This is a genomic window from Nonomuraea sp. NPDC050202, from assembly GCF_040656115.1.
Taxonomy (GTDB): Bacteria; Actinomycetota; Actinomycetes; order Streptosporangiales; family Streptosporangiaceae; genus Nonomuraea.
The window spans coordinates 262,735-278,412 of the sequence record NZ_JBFALF010000001.1 but is presented as its reverse complement, the minus strand read 5'-3'; the positions used below and the strand labels follow the sequence as shown (position 1 = coordinate 278,412).

The window sequence follows — 15,678 nt, the reverse complement described above, 5'->3', positions numbered from 1 at the left end:
CCATGGAATTCCGTCACCTTGGTCGCAGTGGTCTCATCGTCAGTGAGATCAGCTACGGCAACTGGCTCACCCACGGCTCCCAGGTCGAGGAGGACGCCGCCAAGCAGTGCGTGCAGGCGGCACTCGACGAGGGCATCACCACGTTCGACACCGCCGACGTCTACGCGGGCACGAAGGCCGAGGAGGTGCTCGGCCGCGCGCTCAAGGGCGTACGCAGGGAGTCGCTGGAGATCTTCACGAAGGTCTACTGGCCGACCGGGCCCGGCAAGAACGACCGGGGCCTGTCCCGCAAGCACATCACCGAGTCGATCCACGGCTCGCTGCGCCGTCTGCAGACCGACTACGTCGACCTGTACCAGGCGCACCGGTTCGACGCCGAGACTCCGCTGGAGGAGACGCTCAAGACGTTCGACGACCTCGTCCGCCAGGGCAAGGTGCTCTACGTCGGCGTGAGCGAGTGGAACGCCGACCAGATCGCCCGGGCCCTGAAGATCGCCGACGAGATGGGCTTCGACCGGCTCGTGTCGAACCAGCCGCAGTACTCCATGCTGTGGCGGGTCATCGAGTCGGAGATCGTCCCCCTGTGCGAGCAGGAGGGCGTGGGGCAGATCGTCTGGTCGCCGATCGGCCAGGGCGTGCTGACCGGCAAGTACCTGCCGGGCCAGCAGCCGCCCGAGGGCTCGCGGGCCACCGACAAGAGCGGCAGCGCCATGATCGCGCGTTTCATGAACGACGACGTGCTCACCCGCGTGCAGGAGCTCAAGCCGATCGCCGCCGACCTGGGGCTGTCCATGGCCCAGCTGGCGATCGCGTGGGTCCTGCAGAACCCGAACGTCTCCAGCGCCATCATCGGCGCCAGCCGGCCCGAGCAGGTGCGTGACAACGTGAAGGCGGCCGGCGTCAAGCTGGACGCCGACGTGCTCAAGCGCATCGACGACGTGCTCGGCTCGGTCGTGGAGCGCGACCCCGCCAAGACGCAGAGCCCGGCTTCGCGTCCGTAACGCCTCCCGCAACAGAAACCCCTTGAGCCACAACCGCGCTCAAGGGGTTTTTCGGTTATCCCGGAATCACTCCGGACGCAATGACAAACCCGTGTACTCGACGCGGTCCTCATCGAGCAACGCGACCTGCTCAACTCCCGAATCCAGCAGCTCACGCCAGTTCTCGCCGAGCCAGGACTCCGCGTCCGCCTGGCTCGGAAAAACCTCTCGCGGCAAAGGGCGATCGGTTACCTCACCACCATTTGCATTTTCATAACGCCATCGCCATGTCATGCCATACGCTCCTTTTCCGCAGGTTCGCCGGCGCACCCTCCGCAGGCACTGGAACCCTACTCCCGAGCTTGGAGGTCAATCGATGCTGCGCGCGTATCGTGTTGTGGCAGGGGTCGCCCTCGGGGTGGCCGCCTTACTGTCCCTCCCCTCCTCCGCCCTCGCCTCACCCTCTCCCGAGGACGCGACGCGGGCGTGGGGCGTCTGGCTGAGCGACGGGACCGCGTGGCTGGCCGCCGCGCCGGGAGACTCGCCACCGGACGGCTCGGTGGTCGGCTGGCGCTTCTCGGTGGCGCCGGACGGGACCACCGGGGAGCCGCCCGGCGGGGACCTGCCCTCGTTCGAGGCGGTGTGCGGCAGGGACACGGCCGGTTCGGGCCACAAGCGGGTGGTGCTGGCGGTGGACTTCGGCGACGCGGAAGCCGACGCCCACCGGGGTGAGCGGCCGCCCGCGCAGGCGGCGCCGGCGTGCGTGGCGGGCGCCGAGGACGCCACCACGGCCCAGCTTCTCGCCGCTGCCTCCCAGGTCCGCGTGGACGTCGCGGGCGGCGTGACGTCCGTGGACGGCTACCCGGCGACCCCGCCGCAGGGCGGCACCGCGCTCACCGCCGCCCCGCCCCCGGCCGGGGCCGGCGGGCCGCCGACCCTGCTGATCGTGGGTGGCGCGGGCGCACTGGCCCTGCTGGCGGCCGGCACCGCCGTCGCCACCCGCCGCCGCACAAAGGCCGGATCCGGCCGCTAGGCGGCCCCCTCGGAGAGCGCCGCCTCACCCCGTACACCTCTGGGTGCCCAGCGGGGCCGGAGCGCCACTTGGCCCCGTAGCTCGGGTCCAGCGGGCCCTGGGTGGCCCGGTGGGGCCGGGGTGGGGGTGGCTTTGTACGCTCGGCGCGGTGAACGTCCTTCTCACCGGTACGGCGGGGAGCGCGGGCTGGCCGGAGCCCGGATGCCGCTGTGCGTCCTGCTCGGCCCTGCCGCCCGGCCACCGCCGCCCCTTCGGGCTCGTCGTGGACGGCGCGGTCCCGTTCCCCTTCGCCGATCCGCCCGCCGGATACCAGGCCCTCGCCGGCGGCCTGGGGCTGGCCGGGCCCGACGGCTCCCGGCTGCTCTGCCTGCCCCGGGGACACGCCGTGCCCTCCGGCGAGCCCGGCCGGTACGACGTCGTGCTCATCGACCTCCTCGACCGCCCGGAACGCCTCGGGGAGCTGCGGCGGGCCGGTCAGGTGGACGAGGGGACCACGGTGGTGGCCGTCGGGCTCGACCACCGGGTCCGGTCGGAGGAGGAGCTGGCCAGGCGGCTGCGGTTGTGGGGTGCGCTGGCCGTCCCCGACGGCACCGAGCTGGACGTCGTGCCGGGGCGGGGGGCCGGGACCGCGCGCCGTACGGCCAGGCGGGCGCTGCTGCTGGGCGGGTCGAGGTCGGGGAAGTCGGCCGAGGCGGAGCTGCGGCTGGCGGCCGAGCCGCACGTGACGTACGTGGCCACCGGGCCCGGCGGCGCGGGCGACGGCGAGTGGGCGGCACGGGTGCGGGCGCACCGGGAGCGGCGGCCCGCGCACTGGAGCACCGCCGAGACCACCGACCTGGTCACCGCGATCCGCACGGCCACCGGGCCGCTGCTGATCGACGGGCTGGGAACCTGGGTGGCGGCGGTGTTCGACGAGCACGGCGCCTGGGAGGGCGACCGCGCGCCGGTCGCCGGCCGCTGTGACGAGCTCGTGGCGGCGTGGCGCCAGGCGCCCGAGCCGATCGTGGCGGTGTCGGACGAGGTGGGGATGGGCGTGGTGCCGGCGACGTCGAGCGGGCGGGCGTTCAGGGACGCCCTGGGACGGCTCAACGAGCGCCTGGCGGCCGAGTCGGAGTACGTGGCACTGGTGGTCGCCGGCCGCCTCATCGAGCTCTGAACCGCCGCCGGCATCGGCCGCCGCGTCGCGCTCCGGTCCGCCGCCGGCATCGCTCGGGACCGCCGGCGGGAAGGTCAGGGGCGGGACGCGCGGGCGTACCAGCGGCCGTCCACGCGGTCCACGTGGAGGGGACGGCCGAAGCAGTCGCTGAGGTTGGCGGGGGTGAGCACGTCGGCCACCGGCCCCGCGGCCAGCACCCTGGCGTCGCGCATGAGCATGGCGTGCGTGGTCGTCGCGGGCACCTCCTCCAGGTGGTGCGTCACGGTGACGGTGGTCAGCACGGGCCTGGTGGTGGCCAGGTCCTCCACGGCGGAGATGAGGTCCTCGCGCGCGGGCAGGTCGAGCCCCGCGAACGGCTCGTCGAGCAGCAGCACCGCGGGGTCGGCCATGAGCGCCCTGGCCACCCTGATCCTGGCCCGCTCCCCCTGCGAGCAGACGCGGAACTTCCGGTCGGCCAGGTCCTTGCAGCCGAGGTCGGCCAGCAGCCGGTGGGCGCGCTCGCGCTCGGAGTCGCCGTACTTGTCCCACAGCGGAACGCTCGTCCCCGTGTGCCCGGTGAGCACCACAGTGTGCGCGGTGGCCCCCTCCTCCTCCATCAGCTCCTCGTCGATCAGCCGCTGGCTGGACGCGACGAGGCCGAGGTGGCGGCGCAGCTCGCGCACGTCGATCCGGCCGAGCCGGTGCCCGAGCACCCTGACCGTGCCCTCGCTGGGATGCCGCACGGCCGCCGCCAGCGACAGCAGCGTCGTCTTCCCCGCGCCGTTGGGGCCGAGGATCACCCAGTGATCGCCGTAGTCCACCTGCCAATCGACGCCGTCCAGTAGCGATTTGCCGACGACCCGGACACCTACGCCTTCCAGTTCAACCACGTGCATCCCGCCACACTAGTGGGCCCTAGGATCCTGCGTTATGCGGCTGATGGACGGGCTGAGGTTCGCCCTGGGCACGTTGAGCGTCTTACCGGTACGGGTCGATCGGGTGGACCGTCAGGTTGCGGGGCGGGCGATGGCCCTGGCCCCGGCGGTCGGGCTGCTGCTCGGGCTGCTCGCCGGGCCGGCGTCGCTGCTGCCGGGGCCGCCGCTGCTCGGCGCCGCGCTGGCGCTCGGGCTGCTGGCGCTGCTCACCCGTGGCCTGCATCTCGACGGGCTGGCCGATCTGGCCGACGGGCTGGGCAGCGGCAAACCGTCCGAGCAGGCGCTCGACATCATGAAAAAGTCGGATATCGGGCCGTTCGGCGTGATGACGCTGGTGCTGACGCTGCTCGTGCAGGTCGCGGCGCTCGCCGACGCCGGGATGTGGGCGCTGGTGACGGCGTGCGTGGCGGGCCGGCTGGCGCTGACCTGGGCCTGCCGCTCCGGCGTGCCGGCCGCCCGCCCCGACGGGCTGGGCGCGATGGTCGCCGGCACCGTACGAGGCCCGGCCGTCTGGCTCGCCACCGTCGCCGCGCTGCTGGCCGCCGCCGTGATCGGCCTGCTCAGCGCACCCGGCTCCGGCATCTGGGCCTGGACCGGACCCGACCGGGTCGCGGAGTTCACGAAGACCTACGCCTTCGGCGAGCCCTGCGCTCCCGACGCCGCCGCCTCGCCCGCGTGCCTCGACGCGCTTCCGCCCGACCTGCGGTCCAACGGTGCCATCACCTTCATGCGGCCGGACGAACCGCAGGACGCCCGCATCGTGGCGGTGTCCGGCGGGAGCGGGGCCAGGGAAGGGTTCTCCGGGGTCGTGGTGGCGCCGGTGGCGCTGCTCGCCGGCCTCGGCGCCGCTCTGCTGCTGCTCGCGCACGCCAGGCGCCGCCTCGGCGGGATCACCGGGGACGTGCTCGGCGCCCTCGTGGAGACGGCCACGGCCGCGACCCTGGTGGTGTACGCGATCCTCGGCTGAGCCGCCGGGCGAGACTCGGGCCTGGCCCGGGACCAGCCCGGACCAGCCCGGACCAGCCCGGACCAGCCCGGGCCAGGCGCTCAGGTGACCGGCTCGGCGGGCTCGTCCCGTCCGGCAGGCTCGGCGCTCCCGGCCCGCGCCGCGGGATCGGCGGGTCCGGCGGGTCCGGCGGCTGCGGCCGGATGCGGCGGACGTACCGGATAGAAGCGGAGCAGAGCCGCGCCGAGCAGCGCGAGCAGCGCCCAGCCCACCACGCCGGTGATGCCGGCCAGCAGCTCGTTCGGCGGCTGCGCCGCGTCGCCGAGCAGCAGCGCGACCGAGGCGATGGCGTTCAGCGAGGCGTGTGCCACGACCGCGGGCCACACACTCCCCGTACGCAGCCGCAGCCACCCCATCACCACCCCGGCCGGCACGCAGAACCCGATGAACACCAGCGCCGCCCACGAGCCCAAACGCGGGTAGTTGTAGCCGAGCAGCGTGAGCGGGGCATGCCACAGGCCCCAGACGAAGCCGGAGAGCAGCAGCCCGGCGAGCATGCCGTTGGTGGACACGAGCCTGGGCACCAGCCAGCCGCGCCAGCCCCACTCCTCGCCCAGCGCCGGGATCGCGTTCAGCACGGGCCCGGCGGCGACGGCGATCACGATCTGCACGATGGCGATGGTCGTCAGGTCGGCGGGCGCCTCGGCGCCGCGCGCCTGCCAGGACGCCCTGAGCAGGCTGAGCTGGTCGAGGTCCAGCGAGACCAGCCCCACGGCGGCGCTGAGCCCCATGGCCAGGAACGCCAGCAGCGGCACTCCGAGCCACGCCGTCAGCACCAGCACGGCGGTGCGGCCCCTGCGCTCCCCGAGCGTGAGGCCGCTCCGCCTGGCGAACTCGCGGAACGGCATGCGCGAGACGGCCCACACGCCGAGCACGCCCACGCTGGGGGTGAACATCATCAGCGTGCCCAGCACCGGCATCAGCGGCGAGCCCAGCCCGCCGCCGAGCCACAGGGGCAGCGCCACGGCCCAGGACAGCCCGAAGGCCAGGACGGTGAAGATGAGCAGAGGTCTTTTCATGGCTGGACACGCTCCGCGATGAGGGCGTTGATGAGGGATGCGCCGCGCTCGGCGTCGTCGATGCTGATCGTGAGCTGACCGCCGGAACGGTAGCGGAGGACCAGGCATTCGCCGCCGCGCAGCATGATGGTGGCGCTTCCCGGCAGCCCGCGGAAGCCCCAGCCGCCGACCTCGCCCGGCTGCCGCCGCTCCGACCAGGCGGACTCGACCTTGGACAGGGGGATCCGGCGCGCCGGCCAGCCGAGCGGGCCGAAGCCGATCGTGATCAGGTCGTCGCCGACCCTGACGGAGACGGCCACGGTCGCGAGCCCGACGACGAGGATGATGACGAAGGCGGGCAGCAGCCCGGCCACGAAACCGCCGGGCGCCGCGCCGGAGAGGGCCAGCACGCCCATGACGGCGGCGCAGGCCAGCGTCAGGACGGTGGCGGCGGCGAGCCAGGGGTTGACGACGCGGCTGACCCAGACGGCCCGCTGGCCGGGCCTGAGCCCGAGCACGGGCCGCGTCCCGCTCCCCGCGGGCCCCTCGTCGGGGGCGCCCCTGCTCAGGTACGCGGCCAGCGCCCCTGCCGCGACCATGGCCGCGATCACCGCCGGGATGTGCCAGCCGGGCAGCAGGGCCTCGCGCCAGGTGGCGGCGTCGAGGTTGACGGCCAGCGTCGAGGCGTCCACACCGAGCAGGAGCACACCCATCGCCACCAGGCACGCGCTGGAGGTCACCCGGGCCGCGCGCCGGTCCCGGGCCCGGCCGAGCAGGAAGAACAGCAGCCACAGCCCGGCCCAGAGGACCTGGGTCATGATCAGATGCCCCGTGAACGAGCTCGACCCGTCGGGCACGCTGCCCGACGACCCCCAGTGGGTGGCCAGGGGGTCGGGCAGCCGGTCACGCAGCGCCAGGGGCGCCAGGAGCAGGGCGGCGGCCACGGCGAGCCACCACGCGACGGCGGCGACACGGGCTCTCACGTCAGTTCCTCCACGATGGTGATGAGGTCTTCACGGCTGTAGCCGTACTTCTTGGCCTCGTCGAGCAGTTCGCGGGCGCGCTGCACGAGCAGGGCGCGCCCGTCCGTGCGGCCGGCGACGCTGACGCCGCGGCCTCTCCTGAACTCCAGCAGCCCCTCGTCGCGCAGGTCGCGCAGCGCGCGCAGCACGGTGTTGGGGTTGATGCCCAGCGCGGCGGCCAGGTCGCGGGCCGGCGGCAGGCGGTCGCCCGGCCGGTAGGAGCCCTCGCCGATGGCGCGGCGGATGGCGCCCGCCACCTGCTCGTGGAGGGGGCGCGCGTCGTTGAGATTAAGCGTCAGCAACATGGTGCTAATGACACTAGCACCATTGTTCAGAAGACGCTGACCGACGATTGGTAGGATGAACCCCTGTTTGTGAGTACGCAGAAACCGTGGATAGCATCGGTTTACGTGACCACTGTGCGGCTGAACTCAGCAGATCCAGTCTCCGTCGACACCGACGCGTTGATCGTCGGTTTCCGGCCGGGCCAGGACGGCCCCGTCCCCGCGGTGGGCGCCGAGTCCTTGGAGGCCGCCTTCGGCGGCAGGCTCGCCGCGTCGCTCGACGCGGTGGCCTTCTCCGGCAAGGCGGGTGAGCTGGCCAAACTGCCGACGTTCGGCTCCGTCACCGCCCCGCTGCTGGTCGCCGTCGGCCTGGGCGACGCCCCCGGCCCCGAGGATCTGCGCCGCGCCGCCGGCGCCGCCGCCCGCTCCCTGGCGGGCACCTCCCGCGCCGCGCTCGCGCTGCCCGCCGGCACCGCGGAAGAGGCCGAGGCGGTCGCGCTCGGCGCGCTGCTCGGCGCCTACGCCTTCACCCGCTACCGCACCAACGGCGAGCAGAAGGCCCCCGTGGCCGAGCTCACGGTGCTCTCGGATCAGCCCGGCGGCGTGGCCGAGCGCGCGAGCGTGCTGGCCGAGTCCGTCTCCCTCGTCCGCGACCTGGTCAACACCCCGCCGTCCGACCTGTGGCCGGCCAAATTCGCCGAGCTCGCCGAGGAGCTCGGCGGCAAGGCCGGGCTGAGCGTCGAGGTGCTGGACGACCAGCAGCTCAAGGACGGCGGCTACGGCGGCCTCATCGGCGTCGGCCAGGGCTCGGCCAACCCGCCGCGCCTGGTCCGCCTCGCCTACCGCCACCCCGAGGCCGGCAAGACCCTCGCCTTCGTGGGCAAGGGCATCACGTTCGACTCGGGCGGCCTGTCGCTCAAGCCGTCGGCGGCCATGGACTGGATGAAGTCCGACATGGGCGGCGCCGCGGCCGTGCTCGGCGCGGTGATCGGCATCGCGCGGCTCGGCCTGCCGGTCAACGCCGTCGGCTACCTCTGCCTGGCGGAGAACCTGCCGAGCGGCACCGCGCAGCGCCCCTCCGACGTCATCCACAGCTACAGCGGCAAGACCGTCGAGGTGCTCGACACCGACGCCGAGGGCCGCCTGGTGCTCATGGACGGCATCGCGCGCGCCGCCGAGGACTCCCCCGACCTGATCGTCGACGTGGCCACCCTCACCGGCGCCCAGATCGTCTCGCTCGGCTGGCGCACCGCGGGCGTGATGTCCAACGACGACGCCATCAGGGAGCTGGTGGTCGAGGCCGCCGGCGCCGCCGGCGAGGGCGCGTGGGGCATGCCGCTGCCCGAGGAGCTGCGCAAGGGCCTCGACTCGCCGATCGCCGACCTCGCCAACCTCCACCCCGAGCGGTGGGGCGGCATGCTCACGGCCGGCATCTTCCTGCGGGAGTTCGTGCCCGACGGGGTGCGCTGGGCGCACATCGACATGGCCGGTCCCGCCTTCAACAAGGGCGAGCCGTACGGTTACACCCCGAAGGGCGGCACGGGCGCCATCACCCGCACCCTCATCGGACTCGCAGAGCGGCACGCGAGCATCTGAAACAAATGAAAAGATGACGGCATCACGAACACCCCGACAAGGAGCCTTCCCGTGGCCTATGACATCGTCGTCCTAGGGGGCGGCAGCGGCGGTTACGCCTGTGCCCTGAGGGCGGCTGAGCTGGGCAAGTCGGTCGCCCTGATCGAAAAGGACAAGATCGGCGGCACCTGCCTCCACCGGGGATGCATCCCCACGAAGGCCCTGCTGCACTCCGCCGAGGTCGCCGACGAGACCCGTGAGAGCGAGTCGTACGGCGTCAAGGCGCGTTTCGAGGGCATCGACGTCCAGGGCGTCCACGCCTTCAAGGACAAGATCGTCACTCGGGCCTGGAAGGGCGTGCAGGGCCTGCTGAAGGCCGCGGGCGTGACGATCGTCGAGGGCGAGGGCCGCCTCGTCGGCGCCAACCGCGTCCAGGTCGGCTCCGAGGTCTACGAGGGCCGCAACCTCGTCCTGGCGACGGGCTCCGCCCCCAGGACGCTGCCGGGCCTCGAGATCGACGGCGAGCGCGTCATCACCAGCGAGCACACGCTGAAGATGGACCGGGTGCCCGCGTCGGTGATCGTGCTGGGCGGCGGCGTCATCGGCGTCGAGCTGGCCAGCGTCTACCGCTCCTTCGGCGCCGAGGTGACGATCGTCGAGGCGCTGCCGCACCTGCTGCCGACCGAGGAGGAGTCCAGCTCCAAGCTGCTGGAGCGGGCCTTCCGCCGCCGCGGCATCAAATACGAGCTGGGCGTCTTCTTCGACAGCGCCAAGACCACCGAGACGGGCGTGGTCGTCACCCTGGCCAACGGCAAGACCCTCGACGCCGAGCTGCTGCTCGTCGCGGTCGGCCGCGGCGCGGTGTCGGCGGGCATGGGCTTCGAGGAGCAGGGCATCGCCATCGAGCGCGGCACGGTCGTGGTCGACGAGCACTGCCGCACCTCCGTGCCCGGCGTCTACGCCATCGGCGACCTGATCCCGACCCTGCAGCTCGCGCACGCGGGGTTCGCCGAGGGCATCATGGTGGCCGAGCACATCGCCGGCCTCAACCCGCCGCCCATCGACTACGCGGGCGTGCCGCGCATCACCTACTCCGACCCCGAGGTGGCCTCGGTGGGCCTGACCTCGGCGCAGGCGGCCGAGCGCGGCCTCGAGACCGTCGAGCAGGTCTACGACCTGGCGGGCAACCCCAAGAGCCAGATCCTCGGCACCTCGGGCGCCGTGAAGGTCATCGCCGAGAAGGGCGGCCGCGTCGTCGGCGTCCACATGGTGGGGCGGCGCATCGGCGAGCTCGTCACGGAAGGCCAGCTCATCTACAACTGGGAGGCCCTGCCCGCAGAGGTCGCCCAGCTCATCCACGCACACCCGACCCAGTCCGAGGCCATGGGTGAGGCGATGCTGGCCCTGGCCGGCAAGCCGCTGCACGTACACAACTAATCCAGCCCTCGAGATCAGAACGCGAGAGAAGAATAACGATGCCGGTCTCCGTACAGATGCCCCAGCTCGGCGAGAGCGTTACCGAGGGCACGGTAACCCGTTGGCTGAAGAAGGAGGGCGAGCGCGTCGAGGCCGACGAGCCGCTCCTCGAAGTCTCGACCGACAAAGTCGACACCGAGATCCCGTCGCCGTCCGCCGGCGTGCTCACCAAGATCGTCGTGGCTGAGGACGAGACGGTCGAGGTCGGCGCCGAGCTGGCCGTCATCGACGAGAACGGCCAGCCGGGCGCCGCCGCCCCGGCGCCGGAGGCGGCCCCCGCGCCGGCTCCGGAGCCCGAGCCCGCTCCCGCCCCGCAGCCCGAGCCCGCGCCCGCCCCGCAGGCCTCCTCGATCCCGCAGCCGGCTCCGGCCCAGCCCGCCCCGGCTCCGGCGCCCGCCCCGGCCCCCGCTCCGGCCCCGGCGCCCGCGCCGCAGGCCGCTCCCCCGGCCCAGCCCGCCGCCCCTGCTCCGGCCGCGCCCTCGGGTGACAGCCCGTACGTGACGCCGCTGGTGCGCAAGCTCGCCAACGAGCACGGCGTCGACCTCGACGCCATCAGCGGCACCGGCGTCGGCGGCCGGATCCGCAAGCAGGACGTCCTGGAGGCCGCCAAGGCGCAGCGCGACAAGGCCGCCGCCGCCCAGCCGGCCGCCCCGGCTCCCGCGGCCGCCCCCGCCGCCGCTCCGGCTCCCGCCGCCCAGGCCGCCCCGGCGGCCGCGGCGCCCGAGCCGGTGGAGGTCGACACCACGCTGCGTGGCCGTACGGAGAAGATGACGCGCCTGCGGCAGACCATCGCCAAGCGCATGGTCGAGTCGCTGCAGACGGCGGCGCAGCTCACGTCGGTCGTCGAGGTCGACGTGACGAAGATCGCGCGGCTCCGGGCGAAGGCGAAGGACGACTTCTTCCGCCGCGAGGGTGTGAAGCTGACGTTCACCCCGTTCTTCGCGATGGCCACGGTCGAGGCGCTCAAGCAGCACCCCAAGCTGAACGCCACGATCAACAACGAGACCAACGAGGTCACGTACTTCGACGTGGAGAACCTCGGCATGGCGGTCGACACCGAGCGCGGTCTGCTCGCGGCCGTCGTCAAGAACGCCGGTGACCTCAACCTCGCCGGTCTCGCCCGCAAGATCACCGACCTCGCCGAGCGCACCCGCAACAACCAGGTGACGCCCGACGAGATCACCGGCGGCACGTTCACGCTGACCAACACGGGCAGCCGCGGCGCGCTGTTCGACACGCCGATCCTCAACCAGCCGCAGGTCGGCATGCTCGGCACGGGCGCCGTCGTGAAGCGGCCCGTGGTGATCGACACGCCTGAGGGCGAGGTCATCGCGGTGCGGTCGATGGTCTACCTGGCGCTGACCTACGACCACCGCCTGGTGGACGGCGCCGACGCCGCCCGCTTCCTGACGACGATCAAGCGTCGTCTGGAGGAGGGGCGCTTCGAGGCTCAGCTCGGGCTCGCGTAACGCGGCACCTCCGGGTCTCTGATCGGCCGGGCGGCTCCCACGGGACCGCCCGGCCTTTCGCTGCCACCGGCGACGCTCGCACCTGCGCCCTCGCCCCCTGCGCTCCGGAAGGGCACGCGCCCTCTCCCCCTCCCCGAGGACACCCCGCCGACGTGCGGCGGGCAGGGAGCGGGCGGCGACGCGCGGAAGGGGGCACAGCACGGTGAGAGGTGTCCGGAAGCGGGCCCGGCGTACTGTGGGGTCATGGCGATCATCGTGACGGGTGCGTCGGGGTTGCTCGGAACGGCGCTGGCCGAGGCGCTGCGGGCCGAAGGGCGTGAGGTGGTCCGCCTGGTGCGCAGACCGCCGCAGAGGGACGACGAGGCGTTCTGGGACCCTGCGGAGCACGTCGTGGACCTGGCCGCCCTCGAAGGGGCCGAGGCCGTCGTGCATCTCGCGGGGGCGCCGATCGGCGGCAGGCGGTGGACGCCCGCGTACAAGCGCGAGCTGGTCACCAGCCGCACCCAGGGCACGAGGGTGCTGGTGGACGCGCTGCGCGAGCTGTCAGAGCCGCCCGAGGTGCTCCTGTCGGCCTCCGGCATGGACTTCTACGGCGACACCGGCGACCGGGTGATCGACGAGGAGCAGGGCAAGGGCCGCGGGTTCCTGTCGGACCTGTGCGAGCGGTGGGAGGCCGAGGCGCGGCGGGCCGGGGAGTCGGGGATCAGGACGGTGCTGGCCCGCACGTCGCTGGTGCTCAGCGGGCACGGCGGGGCGCTCGGCCGGATCCTGCCGATCTTCAGGATGGGGCTGGGCGCGCCGCTCGGCACGGGCAGGCAGTACTGGTCGTGGATCAGCCTGGACGACTGGGTGGGAGCGGCGCTGCACGTGCTCAGGACCAAGGACGTCCAGGGCCCGGTGAACTTCACGGCGCCGTCCCCCGTCACGAACGCCGAGTTCACCAGGACCCTCGGCAAGGCCCTGCGCCGGGGCACGATGCCGATCCCGGTGCCGGCGTTCGCGCTGGCCGCGGGGCTGGGCGAGTTCGCCCGCGAGGGACTGCTGGTCAGCCATAGGCTGGAGCCGGCCAAGCTGACGGCCGGCGGCTACCGCTTCGCGCATACGCGTCTCGACGAGGCGCTGCGCGCCGTACTGTAGGTTGCCGTCCCATCCTTTTAGCACCTGGGAGAAATCTGACATGACACGGTCAGGACAGTCGCACATCCTCGCCATCGGGGGCGGGTCGTTCCGCCCCAGCAGGCGCCACGGCCAGATCGAGGCCAGTGCCCTGCTGCGTTACGGCCTTGACCTGACCGGCCAGGACCGCCCGAAGCTGGGTCTGGTGGCCACGGCGATGGGCGACTCGGCCGACTGGGTGCTGAAGATGTACGGCGCCTTCGCGGGCTGGGATGTCGAGGTGAGCCACCTGACGGTGTTCCCGATGCCGAACGTGCCTGATCCGCGGGCGTGGATCCTGGAGCAGGACATGATCTATGTCAGCGGTGGCAGCGTGGCGAACCTGATGGCGTTGTGGCGGTTGCACGGGCTCGACGAGGCGTTCGAGGAGGCGTGGCGGGCCGGGGTGGTGCTGTCGGGGCAGAGCGCGGGCGCGCTGTGCTGGCACGTCGGCGGCAACACCGACTCCTTCGGGCCCGAGCTGCGGGCGTGGGCCGAGGGCATGGCGCTGCTGCCGTACTCGTGCGGGGTGCACTACAACTCCGAGCCGCAGCGCCGCCCGCTGCTGCACCGGTCGGTGGCGCAGGGCGAGCTGCCCGGCGGGTACGCCGCCGACGAGAACGTCGGCCTGCACTACGTGGGCACGGAGTTCATCCAGGCCGTGAGCACGGAGCCGGGCTCCTACGCCTACAAGGTGGAGACCGACGGTGCGGAGAAGGTAAAGGAGTTCAGGATCGAGCCACGCTTGCTGACCCCCTGATTACCCTTCAAGGGTGAGGGAACGGCACAATAGGCTCATGCGCCCCATCCCCGGGGACGATCCCCACGCACTCGCCATCGTCCGACTCGGTGTCGACGTCCCCTACGAGCAGGCCTGGTCGTTGCAGCGCTGGGTGCACGGCAAGCGGGTCGCCGGAGAGCTCACCGACACCGTCCTGATCCTTGAGCACGCGCCCGTCTACACGGCGGGCAAGCGCACCGCTCCGCACGAGCGTCCCTCCGACGGCACCCCGGTCGTCGACGTCGATCGCGGCGGGCGCCTGACCTGGCACGGTCCTGGGCAGCTCGTGGCCTATCCGATCGTGGCGGTCCCCGACGTGGTGGCGTTCGCCTGCCGCCTGGAGGACGCGATGATCCAGGTGTGCGCCGACTTCGGGGTCACGGCCAGGCGGGTGGCCGGCAGGGCGGGGGTCTGGGCTCTCGGCGACGCGGCCCTCGGCCTGCCCGACCGCCAGCTCGGCGCGGTCGGCCTGCGGATGGCGCGCGGCGTGACCATGCACGGCTTCGCGCTCAACTGCGCCAACGACCCTCGCTGGTTCAACCGCATCACGCCGTGCGGCATCCCCGACGTGGGGGTCACCTCCCTGTCGGCGGAGACGGGCCGCCGCATCGTGGTCGAGGAGGTCATGCCGATCGCGGAGAAGCGGCTGGCGGAGGCGCTCGGCAAGGAGCCGTTCGACCTGCACGAGGAGGACCTCCTCCGCCGCTGACGAACCCGCTGACGAACCCCGCGGCTGACGAAGCCCTGAGGAAGCCGCCCGGCCGGAGCCGTTGACCGAATCGGCATCTGGTAAGTGCGCGTTCCCGGCTTACCATCGCCTGTGTGACGCGTCTTTGCGCTCTCGTGCTCGCGCTCGTGGTGCACCTGCTGACGGTGGCCTTCGTCGTGCTGGGCGGGTGGATCATCCTGCGTCAGCCGGGATCCGTCCTGTCGTGGATCTTCGGTGGAGTGAGCCTGGCGGTGGGCTGGGCGCTGCGGCCACGCCTGGGCCGCCTGCCCGCCGACGCCGAGGTGCTCGACCGCGCCTCGGCCACGGAGCTGTACGGGGTGGCGGACCGGGTGGCCGACCGGGTAGGGGTCGAGCGGCCCAGGAAGGTGGCGGTGCGCGATCTGGCCACGCGCACCGGTTACGACCGCGTCGGGCTGGCGCGCACCCCCGTCCTGATGATCGGCCTGCCCCTGTGGCTGGCGCTGCCGCCCAAGCAGCGGGTGGCCCTGCTGGCCGGGGCGTACGCGCGGCTGCCGGCCGGGGACGAGCGGGTGGTGAGCGAGGCACTGGCCACGCTGGACGCCTGGCGCGACGCCCTGGTGGGCGGGGGCTCAGGGCCCTTGAAGGCCAGGTCGGAGGCGGAGGACAAGATCGCGGCTTCGACCCCGATGGCGCTGGAGGCCATGCACCCCGCCTACGACGTGACAGGCTTCCTCGGCCGCCTCGTCGGACGGGTGCTCGGCGGCCCGGTGCTGCTCGTGCGGTACGCCCTGGCCCGCCTGTCCCGCGCCGGCGAGAGCCGCGTCCAGGCCAGGCAGCGGGCCCTGGCGCTGCGCGTGGCCGGTGAGGCGGAGCTGGCCGAGCTGGAGGCGCTGGAGACGCGCGGCGGCTACCTGGCGCCGATGCAGGCGGCGGCGCTGCGCGGCGAGAGCATCTCGGCGATCCGGCGCACGGTGCTGACCAAGTTCCAGCTCACCGCCGACGGCGTGTGGCCCTCGGCGCCGCACTCCGAGCTGCTCGGCACCCGCCAGTCCGACCGGATCGACGAGGAGCTGGCCACCCACTACGCCCGCGCGATCCGGGGCTTCGGGCTCATCTCCTGACCCTGGACCGGGTCGCT

Annotated in this window: 16 protein-coding genes; 11 read left to right on the top strand and 5 right to left on the bottom strand. The window is 73.0% G+C overall.

From position 1 onward, the window contains the following. Nucleotides 1–2 precede the first annotated feature (2 nt). A complete protein-coding gene (locus AB0I79_RS01460) occupies nucleotides 3–1,001 on the top strand; it encodes an aldo/keto reductase family protein (RefSeq protein WP_357865741.1) in 999 nt (332 codons plus the stop codon). A 66-nt stretch (nucleotides 1,002–1,067) separates the two neighbouring features. Here the strand turns inward: AB0I79_RS01460 and AB0I79_RS01455 are convergent, their stop codons facing one another. After that, entirely contained in the window at nucleotides 1,068–1,274 is a 207-nt protein-coding gene (locus AB0I79_RS01455) for a hypothetical protein (protein ID WP_357865739.1), read from the bottom strand. An 82-nt stretch (nucleotides 1,275–1,356) separates the two neighbouring features. Here AB0I79_RS01455 and AB0I79_RS01450 point away from each other — a divergent pair, with 82 nt between their 5' ends. Continuing rightward, nucleotides 1,357–2,013 (top strand): SCO2322 family protein, encoded by a 657-nt coding sequence (locus AB0I79_RS01450; protein WP_357865738.1) that lies wholly within the window; start codon nucleotides 1,357–1,359, stop codon nucleotides 2,011–2,013. A gap of 148 nt (nucleotides 2,014–2,161) precedes the next feature. Then, nucleotides 2,162–3,169: a bifunctional adenosylcobinamide kinase/adenosylcobinamide-phosphate guanylyltransferase gene (locus AB0I79_RS01445; RefSeq protein WP_357865736.1), complete on the top strand. Its 1,008-nt coding sequence runs from the start codon at nucleotides 2,162–2,164 to the stop codon at nucleotides 3,167–3,169. A gap of 74 nt (nucleotides 3,170–3,243) precedes the next feature. On the opposite strand, the gene AB0I79_RS01440 is transcribed toward AB0I79_RS01445, so the two are convergent. Next, nucleotides 3,244–4,044, bottom strand: coding sequence for an ATP-binding cassette domain-containing protein (locus AB0I79_RS01440; RefSeq protein ID WP_357865735.1), 801 nt, complete (start codon nucleotides 4,042–4,044; stop codon nucleotides 3,244–3,246). 34 nt (nucleotides 4,045–4,078) lie between these two features. Between AB0I79_RS01440 and AB0I79_RS01435 the strand changes: the two genes are divergently transcribed. Beyond that, nucleotides 4,079–5,050 (top strand): adenosylcobinamide-GDP ribazoletransferase, encoded by a 972-nt coding sequence (locus tag AB0I79_RS01435; RefSeq protein WP_357865733.1) that lies wholly within the window; start codon nucleotides 4,079–4,081, stop codon nucleotides 5,048–5,050. Between the two features lie 80 nt (nucleotides 5,051–5,130). On the opposite strand, the gene AB0I79_RS01430 is transcribed toward AB0I79_RS01435, so the two are convergent. The 3 genes from AB0I79_RS01430 to AB0I79_RS01420 are packed head-to-tail and all read right to left on the bottom strand — an operon-like array spanning nucleotide 5,131 to nucleotide 7,414. Then, nucleotides 5,131–6,108, bottom strand: a complete 978-nt coding sequence (locus AB0I79_RS01430; protein WP_357865731.1) for a CPBP family intramembrane glutamic endopeptidase — start codon at nucleotides 6,106–6,108, stop codon at nucleotides 5,131–5,133. After that, on the bottom strand, nucleotides 6,105–7,070 hold the full coding sequence (locus AB0I79_RS01425; protein WP_357865729.1) for a hypothetical protein: 966 nt from the start codon (nucleotides 7,068–7,070) through the stop codon (nucleotides 6,105–6,107). The genes AB0I79_RS01430 and AB0I79_RS01425 overlap by 4 nt, the downstream gene beginning before the upstream one ends. Beyond that, a complete protein-coding gene (locus tag AB0I79_RS01420) occupies nucleotides 7,067–7,414 on the bottom strand; it encodes a GntR family transcriptional regulator (protein ID WP_357865727.1) in 348 nt (115 codons plus the stop codon). Before AB0I79_RS01420 ends, AB0I79_RS01425 begins: the two co-directional genes overlap by 4 nt. Before the next feature lie 105 nt (nucleotides 7,415–7,519). Between AB0I79_RS01420 and AB0I79_RS01415 the strand changes: the two genes are divergently transcribed. The 7 genes from AB0I79_RS01415 to AB0I79_RS01385 all read left to right on the top strand — a co-directional run bounded on the left by AB0I79_RS01415 (nucleotide 7,520) and on the right by AB0I79_RS01385 (nucleotide 15,661). Next, nucleotides 7,520–8,989 (top strand): leucyl aminopeptidase, encoded by a 1,470-nt coding sequence (locus AB0I79_RS01415; protein WP_357865725.1) that lies wholly within the window; start codon nucleotides 7,520–7,522, stop codon nucleotides 8,987–8,989. 51 nt (nucleotides 8,990–9,040) lie between these two features. After that, a complete protein-coding gene (lpdA, locus tag AB0I79_RS01410; RefSeq protein ID WP_357865723.1) occupies nucleotides 9,041–10,405 on the top strand; it encodes a dihydrolipoyl dehydrogenase in 1,365 nt (454 codons plus the stop codon). 38 nt (nucleotides 10,406–10,443) lie between these two features. After that, entirely contained in the window at nucleotides 10,444–11,913 is a 1,470-nt protein-coding gene (gene sucB / locus AB0I79_RS01405) for a 2-oxoglutarate dehydrogenase, E2 component, dihydrolipoamide succinyltransferase (RefSeq protein WP_357865721.1), read from the top strand. Between the two features lie 243 nt (nucleotides 11,914–12,156). Continuing rightward, nucleotides 12,157–13,050, top strand: a complete 894-nt coding sequence (locus AB0I79_RS01400; protein WP_357865720.1) for a TIGR01777 family oxidoreductase — start codon at nucleotides 12,157–12,159, stop codon at nucleotides 13,048–13,050. A 40-nt stretch (nucleotides 13,051–13,090) separates the two neighbouring features. After that, a complete protein-coding gene (locus AB0I79_RS01395) occupies nucleotides 13,091–13,828 on the top strand; it encodes a peptidase E (RefSeq protein ID WP_357865718.1) in 738 nt (245 codons plus the stop codon). Between the two features lie 37 nt (nucleotides 13,829–13,865). Beyond that, the gene (gene lipB / locus AB0I79_RS01390) at nucleotides 13,866–14,558 is read left to right on the top strand and encodes a lipoyl(octanoyl) transferase LipB (protein WP_357865716.1); all 693 of its coding nucleotides are present in this window, start codon (nucleotides 13,866–13,868) and stop codon (nucleotides 14,556–14,558) included. A gap of 113 nt (nucleotides 14,559–14,671) precedes the next feature. Next, on the top strand, nucleotides 14,672–15,661 hold the full coding sequence (locus tag AB0I79_RS01385) for a M48 family metallopeptidase (protein WP_357865714.1): 990 nt from the start codon (nucleotides 14,672–14,674) through the stop codon (nucleotides 15,659–15,661). Nucleotides 15,662–15,678: the final 17 nt, after the last annotated feature.

Excerpts from the sequence above, each read along its gene's own strand:
- AB0I79_RS01400 (WP_357865720.1), top strand. The coding sequence starts at position 12,157 with ATGGCGATCATCGTGACGGGTGCGTCGGGGTTGCTCGGAACGGCGCTG.
- AB0I79_RS01435 (WP_357865733.1), top strand. The coding sequence starts at position 4,079 with ATGCGGCTGATGGACGGGCTGAGGTTCGCCCTGGGCACGTTGAGCGTC.
- AB0I79_RS01430 (WP_357865731.1), bottom strand. The coding sequence starts at position 6,108 with ATGAAAAGACCTCTGCTCATCTTCACCGTCCTGGCCTTCGGGCTGTCC.
- AB0I79_RS01450 (WP_357865738.1), top strand. The coding sequence starts at position 1,357 with ATGCTGCGCGCGTATCGTGTTGTGGCAGGGGTCGCCCTCGGGGTGGCC.
- AB0I79_RS01460 (WP_357865741.1), top strand. The coding sequence starts at position 3 with ATGGAATTCCGTCACCTTGGTCGCAGTGGTCTCATCGTCAGTGAGATC.
- lipB (WP_357865716.1), top strand. The coding sequence starts at position 13,866 with ATGCGCCCCATCCCCGGGGACGATCCCCACGCACTCGCCATCGTCCGA.
- AB0I79_RS01395 (WP_357865718.1), top strand. The coding sequence starts at position 13,091 with ATGACACGGTCAGGACAGTCGCACATCCTCGCCATCGGGGGCGGGTCG.
- AB0I79_RS01455 (WP_357865739.1), bottom strand. The coding sequence starts at position 1,274 with ATGACATGGCGATGGCGTTATGAAAATGCAAATGGTGGTGAGGTAACC.
- sucB (WP_357865721.1), top strand. The coding sequence starts at position 10,444 with ATGCCGGTCTCCGTACAGATGCCCCAGCTCGGCGAGAGCGTTACCGAG.
- AB0I79_RS01440 (WP_357865735.1), bottom strand. The coding sequence starts at position 4,044 with ATGCACGTGGTTGAACTGGAAGGCGTAGGTGTCCGGGTCGTCGGCAAA.
- AB0I79_RS01420 (WP_357865727.1), bottom strand. The coding sequence starts at position 7,414 with ATGTTGCTGACGCTTAATCTCAACGACGCGCGCCCCCTCCACGAGCAG.